Origin of the sequence: Chitinophaga sp. S165, from assembly GCF_003182155.1 — a bacterium.
Lineage (GTDB): Bacteria > Bacteroidota > Bacteroidia > Chitinophagales > Chitinophagaceae > Chitinophaga.
The window spans coordinates 11,707-27,116 of the sequence record NZ_QGTG01000014.1 but is presented as its reverse complement, the minus strand read 5'-3'; the positions used below and the strand labels follow the sequence as shown (position 1 = coordinate 27,116).

16 protein-coding genes and 1 tRNA gene are annotated in these 15,410 nt (G+C 43.9%); 3 read left to right on the top strand and 14 right to left on the bottom strand.

The window, feature by feature from the left end:
* Positions 1-966 (bottom strand): hypothetical protein, encoded by a 966-nt coding sequence (locus C7475_RS30835; protein ID WP_110057292.1) that lies wholly within the window; start codon positions 964-966, stop codon positions 1-3.
* Positions 966-1,646 (bottom strand): aspartyl/asparaginyl beta-hydroxylase domain-containing protein, encoded by a 681-nt coding sequence (locus C7475_RS30830; RefSeq protein ID WP_110057291.1) that lies wholly within the window; start codon positions 1,644-1,646, stop codon positions 966-968. The genes C7475_RS30835 and C7475_RS30830 overlap by 1 nt, the downstream gene beginning before the upstream one ends.
* A 151-nt stretch (positions 1,647-1,797) precedes the next feature.
* On the opposite strand from C7475_RS30830, the gene C7475_RS30825 reads away from it, so the two are divergent.
* Positions 1,798-2,724, top strand: coding sequence for an AraC family transcriptional regulator (locus C7475_RS30825; RefSeq protein WP_110057290.1), 927 nt, complete (start codon positions 1,798-1,800; stop codon positions 2,722-2,724).
* A gap of 90 nt (positions 2,725-2,814) precedes the next feature.
* Positions 2,815-4,026 carry an MFS transporter gene (locus tag C7475_RS30820; protein WP_110057289.1) on the top strand — a complete coding sequence of 404 codons (1,212 nt, stop codon included), beginning with the start codon at positions 2,815-2,817 and terminating at the stop codon, positions 4,024-4,026.
* Positions 4,027-4,144: 118 nt separating this feature from the next.
* On the opposite strand, the gene C7475_RS30815 is transcribed toward C7475_RS30820, so the two are convergent.
* The 11 genes from C7475_RS30815 to C7475_RS30765 all read right to left on the bottom strand — a co-directional run bounded on the left by C7475_RS30815 (position 4,145) and on the right by C7475_RS30765 (position 12,661).
* A complete protein-coding gene (locus tag C7475_RS30815) occupies positions 4,145-5,710 on the bottom strand; it encodes a glycoside hydrolase family 28 protein (protein ID WP_110057288.1) in 1,566 nt (521 codons plus the stop codon).
* Between the two features lie 124 nt (positions 5,711-5,834).
* Positions 5,835-6,050: a DUF2158 domain-containing protein gene (locus C7475_RS30810; protein WP_158286660.1), complete on the bottom strand. Its 216-nt coding sequence runs from the start codon at positions 6,048-6,050 to the stop codon at positions 5,835-5,837.
* A gap of 19 nt (positions 6,051-6,069) precedes the next feature.
* Positions 6,070-6,498 carry an FxLYD domain-containing protein gene (locus C7475_RS30805; protein WP_110057286.1) on the bottom strand — a complete coding sequence of 143 codons (429 nt, stop codon included), beginning with the start codon at positions 6,496-6,498 and terminating at the stop codon, positions 6,070-6,072.
* Positions 6,499-6,729: 231 nt separating this feature from the next.
* A complete protein-coding gene (locus C7475_RS30800) occupies positions 6,730-7,284 on the bottom strand; it encodes a hypothetical protein (RefSeq protein WP_110057285.1) in 555 nt (184 codons plus the stop codon).
* Between the two features lie 99 nt (positions 7,285-7,383).
* Positions 7,384-8,001, bottom strand: coding sequence for a hypothetical protein (locus tag C7475_RS30795; protein WP_110057284.1), 618 nt, complete (start codon positions 7,999-8,001; stop codon positions 7,384-7,386).
* Positions 7,998-9,080 carry an AAA family ATPase gene (locus C7475_RS30790; protein ID WP_110057283.1) on the bottom strand — a complete coding sequence of 361 codons (1,083 nt, stop codon included), beginning with the start codon at positions 9,078-9,080 and terminating at the stop codon, positions 7,998-8,000. Before C7475_RS30790 ends, C7475_RS30795 begins: the two co-directional genes overlap by 4 nt.
* 149 nt (positions 9,081-9,229) lie before the next feature.
* A tRNA-Gly gene (locus C7475_RS30785) sits at positions 9,230-9,302 on the bottom strand.
* Between the two features lie 229 nt (positions 9,303-9,531).
* Positions 9,532-10,038 (bottom strand): hypothetical protein, encoded by a 507-nt coding sequence (locus C7475_RS30780; RefSeq protein WP_110057282.1) that lies wholly within the window; start codon positions 10,036-10,038, stop codon positions 9,532-9,534.
* A gap of 78 nt (positions 10,039-10,116) precedes the next feature.
* A complete protein-coding gene (locus C7475_RS30775) occupies positions 10,117-10,539 on the bottom strand; it encodes a 4-fold beta flower protein (RefSeq protein WP_110057281.1) in 423 nt (140 codons plus the stop codon).
* The gene (locus C7475_RS30770; protein WP_110057280.1) at positions 10,536-11,315 is read right to left on the bottom strand and encodes a (Fe-S)-binding protein; all 780 of its coding nucleotides are present in this window, start codon (positions 11,313-11,315) and stop codon (positions 10,536-10,538) included. Before C7475_RS30770 ends, C7475_RS30775 begins: the two co-directional genes overlap by 4 nt.
* A 26-nt stretch (positions 11,316-11,341) precedes the next feature.
* Positions 11,342-12,661, bottom strand: a complete 1,320-nt coding sequence (locus C7475_RS30765; RefSeq protein ID WP_110057279.1) for a (Fe-S)-binding protein — start codon at positions 12,659-12,661, stop codon at positions 11,342-11,344.
* Positions 12,662-12,779: 118 nt separating this feature from the next.
* Here C7475_RS30765 and C7475_RS30760 point away from each other — a divergent pair, with 118 nt between their 5' ends.
* Positions 12,780-13,277: a phosphoribosyltransferase family protein gene (locus tag C7475_RS30760; protein WP_110057278.1), complete on the top strand. Its 498-nt coding sequence runs from the start codon at positions 12,780-12,782 to the stop codon at positions 13,275-13,277.
* 226 nt (positions 13,278-13,503) lie between these two features.
* Here the strand turns inward: C7475_RS30760 and C7475_RS30755 are convergent, their stop codons facing one another.
* A complete protein-coding gene (locus C7475_RS30755) occupies positions 13,504-15,228 on the bottom strand; it encodes a phospho-sugar mutase (RefSeq protein WP_110057277.1) in 1,725 nt (574 codons plus the stop codon).
* Positions 15,229-15,410: the final 182 nt, after the last annotated feature.

Here is a 15,410-nt window from a genome sequence, read left to right as displayed (position 1 = left end):
TCAGATAGTAGATGTATGCGATGATCTGAATTGCGTGTACGCATTATGGCAATCCTGGAAAAAGAAGCGTTCCCTGTTGTCGAATGACTCCGGCTTAAATACTTCCTGCGAAGCTTTACTGTGATATTTCAGCCGGTCACGTACCTGTTCCTCACTTTTAACCGGCACCCGGGAGAAACTGCTGAATGCTGTTATCATTTCGGGAACGCCATCCGCATAATCGAAAAAGCAATTACAGGCATTTTTAAGCCCGAGGATGCTTTGCAGTTTAATATAGAACTGATGTAGCACCTGTGCCGTATAACGGTTAAAATCGCCTCCAAAATGTTCAGGGCCTGCTGTTTTAAGCAGAGTAGGAGAAACCATACCGGGAACTGCATGAATACCCCTCCGTTTATCGTGTGAAGCGATCACCTCATCCGGCTGACGATAAAGAAAAAAAAACGCCGTATGTGGATACCATTGGCGTAACAGCTCGTAGAAGTGGATATGCCAGCTGTCCAGTTTAACGATATAGTGCTGCTCGTTTCCATTACGTTGCTGCCCCATTAACCTGATAGCCGCTCTGAACCAGTCCTCCCGGGTTTCATGAGGAAGGTCCGGCTGATGTTCCGGTGCTCTTAAAATTTCATCCAGCAGCGGAGCTTCCGCCACGATTATATTTTCTTCAGGTGCTGTGAATGCCTGTGACAGCAGGGTAGAGCCACAACGTGACACGTGAAAAACGAACGCCGAAGGTTCCAGTGCGGGTAGGCCTTTACCCACTTCAGCAACAAAATCCATTACAGACATGCTTTCCAGCGAAGATCGCTGCCGCTGCCTGATCCTGCAAGCCGCGATGGTCTCATCGAAAAAAGGAAGGACCATCCGTTGATCGGCGAGGTCCAGCCACTTCACCATCCATTCCCGGGAAGAAGTATAATTGAGTTTATATGGGATCCAGTTAGCGATCGGGGATGTCTGCATTAGTTTGCTGCTTTTAGACTGGCGATGATATTTCTCGCAGTTTCGGTATCTATTTTTTCCAGTTCTTCGATCATCTTGGCTTTTGTAGCGGCATCGTATTGCTGCAAAGGATCTTTCTCCGAAATATCAAAACCATAGCTCGCGAATAGTTTATCGGTCCATTCATTCCTTATACAATCCATGATCAGATGAATTCTCGCCGTATTACCATGATTGACGATGCTATGTGTAAGGCTGAAGTCCATATACCAGCAATCGCCTGCCTGCAGATGCAGTGTTTCATCTTCAATGGTAAAGTATACCTCCTGATTGGTGATAATAGGGATATGAATTCTGAAACTGTTATCAAGATAACCACATCCCATGTCCCTGTGGGGTTTTATCTCGCTGCCGGGAGCAAGGGATAAAAGACGTACCGCCTCTTTTTCACACTGCCAGGCATCCAGGATCTCCTTTACATAGGGCATCATTTGCAGTGCAGGTGTGTCTCTATATTCAACGTTTTCCTGGGCGCGGATATCAGTGCTCTGTCCCGTGGTGGAACGCAGGGAAATACTGCGCCAGTCGCCGTTAAAATCCTTTGTGTTGAAATGTAGTGGCCAATCCTGTTGCAATACCTGCTCCAGTTCTTTAGTCAGTTGTTGTACGTTGTAGGTATTGGAGAATCTGATGTAATTCATTGGAAATCTTAAGATAAGGCTAAGATAGAGCTTTAATTGATTTAGAGAAACTGTTTTTATTAATAAATTTCAAAATGTGTTTAATGCTACGGTCCTGATTATAGGAGTGAGGGCAACAACACGATTTGCATATTTTCTATAACTTCGTATTATGAGCCAGGAATTGGAGACATTGACCGACTTTTACCGGGACAGATCACATATCAATTTTCCATTGAGCAATAGCGATCTGCAGAGTGGCAAGTCTCACTTTAATGTAAATACCCGGAGATACTGCAATTTCAAAGCGCCTTACAACAGGCGTGACTTTTATAAGATAACACTGATATTAGGAGAAGGTGAACTGTGTTATGGTGGCAATTCTATTGTCATAGACAAGCCGGCCATGTTGTTACCCTGTCCGTCAGTTCCTTATTCCTGGACCAGTTTATCCGATCATCAGGATGGATATTACTGCCTCTTCAACCAGGAATTCTTCAATGAACATACTCAGTTTGACATTTTCAAACGCTCCCCGCTGTTCAAAGCATGGAGCGAGCCTGTTCTGTTCCTGGACGATAAGCAGTTAGCGCTGGTAACAGTGTATTTTGAACAGATGATGGAGATGGCACACAGTAATTATTCATTTAAGTATGAAGTGATCCGTAACCTGCTATGTCTCCTGATGCATTCCCTGTTGATAGAACAGCCAGACGGCAATTACACCAGCGAATTACCGGCCTCTTCGCGTTTACTCAGGATGTTCGATGAACTGTTACATCAGCAATTCCCGCTGGATTCACCCGCGCATCCATTGACAATGAAGACGCCTGCCGACTTTGCCCGGGCCTTGAACGTGCATGTTAATCATTTGAATTCTGTAATCAAAACTACCACTGGCAATACAACTACCGCCATTATTAAAGGCCGGGTGCTGGAAGAAGCGAAAACCCTGCTGCATAATACACAATGGGATGTGTCTCAGGTAGGATACTGCCTCGGGTTCGAGGAACCTGCCCATTTTAATCATTTCTTTAAAAAAGCGGTGGGAATTACCCCTTTACAGTTCCGGCAGACTAAACTGAAAGCTATTCTTTGATTTAGACAAGAATTCCTTTGAATTACAATACCGAAATTTTTATGACCTGATCTACCTTTGTTGCGTCATTCAAAAAAAGGTTCATCAGGTATGTTAAGAAGTGCATCAGAAAGAAGAAAGAAGATAGCGACAACTTTAGCGTTTATCTCCATTCCGTTATCGGGTTTCGTAACGGATATTTATTTACCCTCTTTTCCTACAATGGCTACCAGCCTCGGAGTACCGGAGCATAGTATACAGCTTACACTCACATGTTTTTTCCTCAGTTATGGCGTGTCCCAATTGTTTGTAGGCAGTCTGCTGGACAGCATAGGCAGGTTCAGGCCCGCTATGTATGGTTTGGGAGTGTTGATCATTTCATCTTTATTAATAGGCATCACAAGGAACGTTCAGCTGATCTGTTGTTTAAGGATCATACAAGGTATAGCCGTGGCTTTTGTGGTGGTGTCAAAGCGGGCTTTCTTTGTAGATCTGTACAGTGGCGAGAAGCTGAAACATTATCTTAGCTTTTTTACGATCATCTGGTCCTTAGGTCCGATAGTGGCGCCTTTCCTGGGTGGTTATCTGCAGAAGTTCTTTAACTGGCAGGCCAATTTCTATTTCCTGGCAGGATATGCCTTGCTGATGCTGATCTTTGAACTGATCTTCAGCGGTGAAACGATAGCGGCACGTAAACCGTTCGATCTGGCAAGAATAAAAGGGAACTATGCAATGATGCTTGGCGACCCGAAATTTCTGCTCGGCATTATCACACTAGGTATGAGTTATTCCGTTGTGATGGTATTTAACATCGCAGGTCCGTTTGTCATCGAAAACAGTTTTCACTTCAATGCGGTGACGATCGGATATTGTACATTGATACTGGGTTTCTCCTGGATGATCGGCGGGATTATCAGCAAACGGCTTATAGCGCTCGATTTTAACCGGAAGGCATCTGCAGCCGTGGTTGTTCAGTTTGTGTTGATCAGTATATTGTTCCTGGTAGGATATGGTTATCAGCAGCTGTGGTGCCTGATGTTATTTGCTTTCGTTATTCATATCTGTTCCGGCTTCTTGTACAATCTTTTCTTTACTCAAAGCCTGTTGTATTTTCCGCAGCATGCGGGCATGACAGCGGGACTGTTAGGAGGACTGGTGTATGTGATAACATCGTTGTCAAGCTTTACACTTTCCCGGACCGGCAAGATAGCCACGCAGCAGGATATGGTGCTCCGTTACCTTGTAATATCGGCAATACTCGGGGTTGTGATCTGGTCTTTTGTTCGCGTTAGAAGAAGTGCAGCTAAACTCGCAGCAGTATAAAAAATGGGGCTGACCAAAAAGTAATGGTCAGCCCTAATTTATTCGGGTACCTGATAGAGGCCTGTCATCGTTTAAGCGATTCTCAAAGCCCTCACTTTACTTTTTGGTCAGCCCCATTCTATTTCTTATTCCAGGTATTGCTATCCCAGCCCTCGGGCTTTTGAGGGGTAGTATTCTCAAACCGGATGTTATCTGTAAGATCGCCGGAAAGATTTGCAACGATCTTATTCACCGGATTAATAAAACGTACGTTATTAAAAGTGACGTTTCTGTTATCGGTGAATGTCAGCAGTGAATCCGACGTGTAGATAATAGTATTGGATATCTTCATATCAGTGGCATCCGCACTCTGGATGATTTTGCTGCAATGTGCCTCTACATTTTCAAGACTGAAGTTCTTCATCGGGGACTCAGGGATCCCATCCACTCTTACAAGCGCCCTGGCGCTGTCTACGACGATATCTTTCGCATGTATGTTCCTGTATAATGGAGTTAGTTTGTTAACGGGTAAAGCCGGCAGGCGATCGGCCAGTGCGCCTACATACATCCTTGCGCCCAGCATATCCCATCTGAATGCATCGAGACGCAGCCGCATACGCACACGCTCATAATAGAGGTTTTCACCGCCACCGCCACGGGGACGTCTTGTTTTGAAGCGCAGGCCTACTTCTGTATCATCAAAAACGACGTCATGTACATAGAGGTTCCGGATCATAGCGGCGGTTTCACTGCCTACGGTGATACCTCCGTGGCCCTGTCGTGCCAGGCAAAAGCGGATCACTACATTCTCAGTAGGCTTGCCTATTCTAAGGCCATCTTCGCCACGTCCTGCCTTCAGGGTAAAGCAATCGTCGCCACAGTTAAGCGTGCAGTATTCTATCAGGACATTCCTGCTGGATTCGATATCTATACCATCTCCACTCGGAATACCCACAGAATTGACCGTAATCCCCCTTATAATGACGTTGTCGCAATAAATGGGTACAACATTCCAGAAAGGGGTATTATCGAGCTGTATGCCCTCGATAAACACATTTTTGCAGCTAACGGCAGAAACGAACATAGGAAGGTAAACAGGACCTCCGTTATGTCCGTCATATATCCTTTCCGAAACCGGTTTATTGGCAGCAACCACATTTTCTATCACATCCTGGCGCATCACTTGTTTTCTTACAGGACAGTTAGCAGGAGGGCCGACCAGTTTGCCTTTTCCGGTAACAGCTATATTCTGCTGATTATGCGCATAGATACAGGCGCCGAGCGACATTACCTCCACACCTTCCGTACGGGTAAATACAACCGGAAGATAATCAGCCACCTCTCCGCTGAAGTTCAAAACAGCATTTTCTTCCAGGTGCAGATTGACGTTCGATTTTAATATGATGCGTCCGGTACGCCAGTTGCCGGCAGGGACATTGACGGTACCGCCGCCGTGTTTACTCACAGCATCTATGGCCCGCTGGATCTCCTGGGTCTGTGTATCACCTTTACCTTTGATAGTGATAGTGTATGAAGGAAATACTGGCTTTTTAAATGCAGGCATAGGAAAAGGCGCCTTAACAGCAGCAATGTTCGCCGTAAGTTTTGCTGGTCCTACTTCATCGATCGTCGGTACATGAGTTTTTACCTGCGAAACCGCCTGTAAGGTGATACATGACAGGCAAAGTATCAGTATTCTTTTCATTAACTGGAATTTGCAGGTAAGATAGAAAATTATTATTGTTTATTTGACACTTTAATGAAGAGTGGTTCTTTGAAAAGAAAAGGGGCCTGAAGCAATTTGCCTCAGGCCCCTTCATGAGTAGGAATTAAACTTCGACACCGCCGCCTATAATTGGCAATGCCACTTCCGAAGAAGCCAACTGTAGCGTTGATGACATAAAGTTCGTGACACTGAAATCTGATTTTAATTCGTTGAACCAAATGCATTTTACCCAGTATCCAGGCTCCTGAATCGTCATTTTAGGCCCGCCTGACTTAAGTACAACAATATCGCCTTCCTGAAAGCTGTTCGCTTCTGACATAATTGATAATTTTAGTTGATTATTGAAACGGAGTTGTTGCAATTTCCAATTCATACTTGGCTGCATTATCTACATCCATGCCTTGTACATCAATCACCCTTTTTGCATTTGATGCCAGGTTAGTGGTATTACCCATGCCAGTTCCGACAACTTTACCATCTTTATCGAACCATGTTGCCTTAATTTCAACATAGTCCTCCAGGTTGCTGCCGTTATTTTGTACCTGAACATGAATGGTCCTGTATGTTGACCCGGCAAGGGTCTCTTTCTTTTCTGAATGTTGAAGGATCTCGATCTTCGTCATCGGAGCGGATGCTGTTGCGGCTTCTGATTCTCCGGTAGTTTTATTCCCCGGCTGTGTATCGCATGCTGATAGTGCCGTAATGATCAGGGTGCAGGCTGCAATGCTCATTATTTTCCTGATGGGATAAATGGTAAGTTTGTTCATAACTGCGGTGTATTTGGTTTGCCGCAACAATACGTTAAGTGCTGAAATAATTGGTTAATAGGAAGTTAACGTAGAAATAAAGGAGATATAAGAAAACAATTTTATGGATTAGCCCTGAACCTGCGGCTCCCTGTTTCATGCTCGGTTCAGCATCGGTTAAAATGGATTGAATATAATTTTCAGTACCTGATTTTGGTGTTCATTAAAGATGACATCTGAAGGGATCTATTTCTATCGCCCTTTCCGTTCGAATAAGTAAGATTCAGTACGACCACTACCTGATAGCGTAACGCGAAGCCGTGTTCCAGTCCTTCCATAGACTATCTTCGACGGGAAAGCATAATCAGGTTTTTCAAGGATAAACCCGTTATTACTCAGATAAGAAAGGTGATAAATGATAGGCCATTTGCTGTTATCTACAGGGACCGCATACATTATTTCCCCTTCGAGAAAAAGGTCGAATGTCCGTTTATTTATGCTGTCCTTGCCTGATAGTGTATACCTGCTTCCTGCAAGCCAGTAACGATAAGAATCTTTTCTCACCCATTTTTCCTCTTTCGATAGTGTACCGGAACTATCGATGCTTACCCATGTGCCTTCCAGCCAGTTGAGTTCTTCAAACTCTTCTTTAGTTGCAAACTCTTTCTTCGAAACAGAAGCCTGTTCGCTCTTAGGATCTCGCAGGTTTTCAAGTTGTCCGGAATTATTTGATGGCACAATGTGCTGAGCGCATATAGTATGGAAAATAGAAAACAGTAGGGAAATGAGTAGCGTTCGTTTTTTCATAGGATACTGATAATAAAAATCTTCCCAAGTCAGAAATTGTTAGATGAATGGGAAACTGCGTGTGTTCTTTAGTTTGAAATTAATGCGCTAGCAATTGAGCTATTTTATTTGAGAAGTTAATTTCTTACTGATGCTACCGTTGACTTCTAGTCCTGCAATTGTTTTTATAAAATATTGAACACTGGGACATGAAGGATGTTCGGCAGAGATGCTAAGATCAAGCTCATGTTGTTCTAATAGACGTTTTATCAATTTAATTTTACCTGCCGAGTTGTTTCCAATACCTCTTCCCGTATGATCTACCATTAAGCGATTTATAGTCTGATAAGGGATTCGTTCTGCTTCAGGAAGTGGGAAGAAGAAATCATCGGTTTTGAGCAGTTGTCTCATTGCAGGAGTGCACGCGAGAAACCAGGATTCAATTTGCTGAACCGCTATTACGAGCAAGTCTTGTGGGCGGGATTTAATTCTGTTTTTAGTTCTTGTTATGCAAAGATCCTGATCAAGATCTGTGAGTATCACAATCTTCTCTGCTTCATTTCTTTCCAGTAGCTGGATATAGCTTTCTATATTATGCGGCAAGAGATTGCCAGATCCACCAGCATTAATAACGTTAACTAATTCGATGTTATTCTTTTTCAGAAATTCATTAAATGACATTGATTTAAGCAGAATGAATTCTGTAGCTCCTTCGACAATAAAGCCTACTTTGATCATAATACACCTCCTCCAAAAGCGTTTGTAAGCCAGGCTTCGTCTGTTTTTATATTAACTGCATCATATTCATTCAGCTGCTTGGCGATCGTAGCGCCATTTACTTTATTCACAAGTATGATTTCCCGTGGTTCCAGACATCTCACCAGTGTTCGCGAATGTGTGTTAAGCAAAATATGGTGTCCTTTTTCTTCGCTTTTTTCCCGGAAAAAGTCCACTAATAATTCTATCGCCTGTGGGTGAAGTCCATTTTCCGGTTCTTCAATGCATAAAAATTGAGGACTATCTGTTTGGTACACTACTGCCATTAAGGCGAGTATATTGTTTGTGCCGTCAGAAATTAAATGTTTGGAGAATGGCTTGTCTGATGTTTTTTCATATAAAAAGAATTCAGAGCTGCCATCGAGGTTGGATTTTCTGATCTCAATGTTATTAAATTCTGGGATGAGTATCCGTAACCATTCTACAAATTCGTCTTTTTTTTCACCATCCTCAAAAATCTGTGCAAGAATCTGTGATAAATTTGATGCATCCGTATGTAATCGTGATTGTAGCTGGGAACTCCTGTTTAAGAAATTTTTTCCAACAAATAATCTTGAGAAGTTATCGATAAAAATTTCAAATTCGTTATTATATGAAAGTTGTTTACTTCTGACATTTTCCAGGAAGCTTGCACGTTTTAGTTTATCCCTTATATCAAGAGGGGACAGTCCTTTCTCATCGTCTTTCAGGTCAAATACAGGGTCATGACTAATACCGTATACATCATCAAAGCCAGTGAGCTTTCTTTGTGGTGTTGGTAATAGCTCGAATTTAATCTTGAAATTATCATCAAATTGGTAATGAAAGCTCAATGTACTGCGAAGTGATGCCTGGAAAGAATAGATATTTTTAAATCCCCCAAAGAAGGAAGTCGCTTCAAATGGAAATCTGCAAACATAATTCGTGAACTCCAGTGCTTCAAAAATGTTACTCTTACCACTGGCATTTGGACCGACAATAGCGGCAAAAGAGGGCAAATTTTCCAACTTGAAATCTACTAGAGACTTAAAATTCCTGATATGAAGTTGCTTAATTCTCATTGATAAAAATTCATCTAATGCATCTAAAATAAAAAAAGGCTATAGCAAATCTAGCCCTTTCTTTTTGTAACGTATGTCCCTGTAAGAGGATGTTTTGAAGTTATTATTAATGCAAGTTGTCTGGCGGTTGGCAACTCAAGACTCATCTGAGCGGGAAACGGGACTCGGACCCGCGACCTTTAGTTTGGGAAACTAATGCTCTACCAACTGAGCTATTCCCGCATTATTTGATAACCAATCATTTATAGTGGCGAATGTATTTTTAAATATACGTCTTTATAGAATTCGACCCAAACATGGTCACAAAATATTTCTTTCGAATGAAAGATATTGTGCAGACGATATCCATTAACCGGACTATTTTCATTTAAAATAGAAAAGCCACCTGAAATTAATCAAATGGCTATATAACTATAACTATCAGTCTTATTGGGTATGAATTGAAGTGCTACTACGCCAAAGAAAACTTCTTTGCCAGCCAGCTCTCCTTCAAAGGCAACAGCCATTTCTCTTTCATCTCACCGAGGGTCAGCACTGTATTGTTCACATACAGCGTATTCTCGTCAATAAAGCCCTTTTCCAAAGCATATTGTAATTGTGCCATTGGCAACAACTGTAACTTGTCTTTCACAACGAATGCCAGTGAAAGGCGGTCAAAAAGGTTTACTTCGTACTGACGCTCTATACTCTTCACAATGCGAACGGAACTGTCTGTGCTGCAACCGCTTACCCCAACATTCGATTCATCCGCGATAAGTACGATCACCTGATCAAAGAGCAACTGTCCCCATCCCTTCACCGGAGCACCATGTGCATTCCATTGGGAGGTGAACTGATGCAATTGTTCGTTTATTTCCAGTTTTTCCTTTTCACTGAACGGGCGATTGCTCTGATATATCCAAACCCGGGAAGACGGGTGAAAGTCTGCCGGTAGTAATTGTTTAATTTCCTGTTTCATGGTGCAAAATTACCAAAAAATTGAGTACTGATTACTGACGGCCGTCATTTGAGTGTCATAGTGGTGGTAGAGAGAGCTTTATTTCTCAATTCCCTGTAACAGAAAGGTTTCGAAAGAACTATCTGTCCATGACGAATAAAAGTAGGGCTTGTAAGGCGGATAGCTTTTATGGCCTATATAAGGTTTCCGCTGCTTATAGCTTTTGTAAGGTTCGTATTGGGTATACCCGGTGGAAGCCTTCTTGGTAGCCCCGATCTTGTCGCCTTTATGGTCTCTGATAATGCCTTTTTCATACCAGCCCAGGTGTTTTCCGTTAAATCCGTAAACGTCTGCTTCCGAGAGAAAAGCAACCGGCTCACCACTGTAGAGGTAGATGGTCCGGTCCTCGTCTTTCGTATCTATATAAGCGGTCGCTTTGCCGTCTTTATTGAAAAGGGCGATGTCCTGCGCTTTTACTGAGCTGTAGCAGATGAGCATCATCAGGATCAGGAACGGTCTCATGCTATCTGCTGTGCTATGAGCTCTGCTATATCCAGTACCTGTACGGCGTCTTCCTTACCCTGTTCTTTCACACCATCTGTCAGCATTGTCATACAGAAGGGACAGTTGGAAGCAATGACAGCAGCACCAGTTTCTACGGCTTCTTTGCCACGCTCGAAGTTAACACGGGTAGTACCTTTCTCTTCTTCCTTAAACATCTGCGCGCCGCCTGCGCCGCAACAAAGGCCATTACTACGGCAGCGTTTCATTTCCACAAGCTCTGCGTCCAGTGCTTCCAGCACTTTACGGGGAGCTTCATAGATGTTATTGGCACGTCCCAGGTAGCAGGAATCGTGATAAGTGATCTTGCGTCCTTTGAAAGCACCGGCTTCTTTCATCCTGACTTTTCCTTCATCGATAAGCTGCTGGAGGTAGGTAGTATGGTGGATCACTTCATAGTGCCCGCCAAGTTCAGGATATTCATTACGGAGTGTATTAAAGCAGTGAGGACAGGCGGTAACGATCTTTTTTACCTCATAGCCATTCAGTACGGCTATATTGTTCTGTGCCATCATCTGGAAGATAAATTCGTTGCCGGCCCTGCGTGCAGGATCGCCGGTACAGCTTTCTTCTTTACCAAGTATGGCGAAGCGAACGCCTACTTTATCGAGGATAGTGGCAAATGCTTTGGTGATTTTCTGCGCACGTTGATCAAAACTGCCGGCACATCCCACCCAAAAGAGGATTTCAGGTGTTTCGCCGTTGGCGGCGTATTCGGCCATCGTTTTTATTTGCATGTGTATATCAGTTTAACTTAACGCTATTATCCATTCATTTCTACGGCCCATTTGTCCCTGTCGTCCGGGCTCATTTTCCATGGCGCCATATTGTTTTCAATGTTGCTGAACATCATATTCCATTCCTGCGGTGCGCTGGTTTCTTCCATTACGAGGTGACGGCGCAGCTGCATAATGATGTGCAGCGGATTGATACTCACAGGGCATTCCTGTACGCAGGCGCCGCAGGAGGTACAGGCACGGAGCTCTTCTTCAGTGATATGATCGCGGAGCAGTGTTTTACCATCTTCCGTAAAGGAGCCTGTTTTCGCTATCTGCTCACCGATTGCTTCTGCACGGTCGCGGGTATCCATCATGATCTTACGGGGAGATAGCTTTTTACCGGTGATGTTCGCAGGACAGGCAGCGGTACAGCGGCCGCATTCCGTACAGCTGTAAGCGTCCAGTAGATTTTTCCAGGTAAGGTCCGGTACATCTTTGGCGCCGAATTTAGGAATATCGCCCGCAGGGGCGTCTGCGGCCAGCTCTGGCTGAAGCATCAGCTGTACTTCTTTCTGTACGGCAGGCATATTTTCCATTTTGCCTTTAGGCCGGAGATCGGCATAATAGGCATTCGGAAAGGTCAGTATGATATGCAGGTGTTTAGAGTAGGGGAGGTAGTTCAGGAACGCCAGGATACCCAATATATGTAACCACCAGCAGGTGCGTTCTATGGCGATGAGTGTACCGTCTGATAATCCGCTGAAAAGCGAAACAAACGGACCCGTTACCCAGAATGCGCCCGTATTGATATAATGTTCATGCCCATGTTGTTGCAAGGCCTGATCCGCCGTATTCATGGTCAGGAACAACAGCATCAGCACTATTTCTGTAATAAGGATATAATTGGCGTCAGAACGTGGCCAGCCGTCCAGTTCATGCTGATTAAGCCTTTTCACCTTTACAATGTTCCTGCGTACCAGGAAGATAGCACATCCGGCTAATACAAGCACGGCCAGTACTTCAAAACAGCCGATCAGCACCGGATAAAGCCCTCCCAGTAAAGGGGCGAACAGGCGGTGTTTACCCAGTATACCATCCAGGATTATTTCCAGGATCTCCACATTGATAATAACAAAACCCGCATATACGAAGAAGTGCAGTACGGCAACAAGGGGATTACGGAACATTTTCTTCTGTCCGAATGCAAGCAGTAACAGATTCCGCCAGCGGGCAGCTGGTTCGTCATTCAATTGTACATCCCTGCCAAGCAGGATATTCTGCCTGATCTGCCTGGCCTTCCTGTAAAACAGGTATACAGCAACGCCAAAGGCAATTACAAATAATAGCTCCTGAATTATATGCATACGTCAGATTTGACTTCCTAATTTATAGCAATGTAAGGAAAAATAGATCATCCGCCATCGACTATGATCTGTCGACTATGGACTCTTTTTCCTAATTTTACCCCGCTAAACAACCAACATGGAAACTAAGAATGTGATCCTGACCCAGGATGTGATAGAGAAGAAGATCAAACGTATTGCTTACGAGATCTATGAACATAACAGTGATGAACAGGAAATTATCCTGGCAGGTATCTGGGACAGGGGAATGATACTGGCAGAGCAGATCGCAGGTATTCTGCAGGAGATCTCTCCGTTGCGTATCAAACTCTTACAACTAAACCTGGACAAGCAACGTCCGGAAGCCGTAAAGCTTTCTGAAGAGATGGATTTCAGCGGAAAAGTGATCGTGCTGGTGGATGATGTGGCAAATTCAGGCCGGACCATGTTATATGCATTGAAACCTTTCCTGCAATTCCTGCCCAGGAAAATACAGACGGCCGTACTGGTAGACCGTAAACATAAATCCTTTCCTTTATCGGTAGATTTCGTGGGATATTCCCTCGCTACCACACTACAGGATATGGTAATGGTGGATATGGAAGAGAACCAGATCAGGTCGGCCTATCTCGTCTAAGATATAGTTAAAGCTCGGAAAGCCCCGTAGGAAGAGAGTTCCGGCATCGGGGCAGCAACCTTAAATATGTTCCGGACACGGAACAGCACTCTCGTGTTTTTCCTACGTGTAGGGATCGTGGTGAAGTCAATATCAGGCCACAAACAAAACTGTCGGTAACGGGAATAAAAATCCCGGTACTATACCTGCGTATTCGTACCGGGACTAAGTTTAAAGAAATGAAGTGTTATTTCAACTTCATATCCTTAATGATATCTTGTACACGTTGATCAAGCGCTTTGGTAACTGCATCAAAGTCTTCCGCTTTCTCAAGTGGCTGATTGACGCTGAAGTAGAATTTGATCTTAGGCTCTGTACCTGATGGACGTGCAGAGATCTTGCTACCATCTTCCAGTACAAACTGCAGTACATTAGATCTTGGCAGATCGATCGGCTTTACTTCACCTGTTTTCAGGTTTTTAACCTGCTGCAATTCATAGTCATACAGAGTAGCAACTTTAGAACCATTGATAGTTGTCGGAGGATTCTCACGATAACCACGCATCATCTCGGCAATTTCATCTGCTCCCTTCATACCTTTTTTGGTAATGGAGATCAGGTTCTCTTTATAATAACCGTATTTCACGTAGATGTCTATCAGCTGTTCATACAGTGATCTTCCCTGACTACGTGCATAAGCAGCCATTTCACAGATCAGTGCAACAGAAGCAATGGCGTCCTTATCACGTACGTTATCGCCGATCATGTAACCGTAAGATTCTTCACCACCACAGATGAACTTCTCTTTGCCTTCCTTACGTTTGATCAGGTCAGCGATCCATTTAAAGCCGGTCAGTACATTGTAACAGTTTACATTGTTCTTTGCGGCGAATACATCGATCAGGTCAGAGGTAACTACAGTTTTACAAACGTAGTCTGTATCTCCTGCCAGGCCTTTACGTTTACGGCCTTCAATGATATAGTTGAAGAGCAGTACGGCAGTCTGGTTACCATTCAGTAAAGTCCATTCACCTTTCAGGTCTTTCACAGCAATACCTACACGGTCAGAATCAGGGTCTGTACCCAGCAGGATAGCAGCATCGAGTTCTTTGGCTTTCTTCAGGCCCAGGCTCATTGCTTCTGCTTCTTCCGGGTTAGGATATACTACGGTAGGGAAATTACCATCCGGAGTAGCCTGTTCTTCCACCACATGCACATTGGTAAATCCGTAACGTTTCAGGATCTCGGGAGCGAGTGTAATACCCGTACCGTGGATAGGTGTATAAACTATTTTCAGGTCGTGTTGTTCCTTGATCACTTCTGGCTGAATACTCAGGTTTTTCAGCTCCTGGAGATAAGCTTCATCTACGTCTTTACCAATAGAAGTAATATTTGCTTCTCCGCCGGACCATTTTACTTCATCAATAGAAGAGATCTTCTCTACTTCACGGATGACGTTTTTATCGTGGGGAGGCACCAGCTGGGCGCCATCGTTCCAATAAGCTTTATAGCCGTTATATTCTTTAGGATTGTGGGAAGCTGTCAGCACGATACCACCCTGGCAACCCAGGTGACGGATAGTGAAGGACAGTTCCGGGGTAGGACGGAGGCTTTCGAACAGGTATACTTTAATACCATTGGCAGCCAGTACATTAGCAGCCACTTCGGCAAAGTAACGGCTGTTATTACGGCTGTCATGTGCAATAGCCAGTTTTATCTCACCGGTGAAGGCCTGTTTCAGATAGTTGGCAAAGCCCTGGGTGGACATCCCAACCGTATATTTATTCATACGGTTCGTACCAACGCCCATTATGCCGCGCAGACCGCCGGTGCCAAACTCCAGGCTGCGATAGAATGCATCAGCCAGTTCATCGGGGTTTTCCTGTTGCAATTTTTTGATGGTGGCCACGGTATCCGTGTCAAATTGGCCACCAAGCCACTGTGATACCTTACTTTCAATAATATTATCCATAGAACGATTTGGGTTTGTTTTCTTAGTAAGAAAAAACAAGTCTGTAAATTAAAGCTAAAATCCGGAGAAAATGAAAAGCCCGGGGAAAGAACTCAGCAATTATCAAACCAGTTATTCCTAATAAAAAAACGGTATGTTGATAAATAGAAGTATTCCACATACAATTGAAAATTGGGGGTATT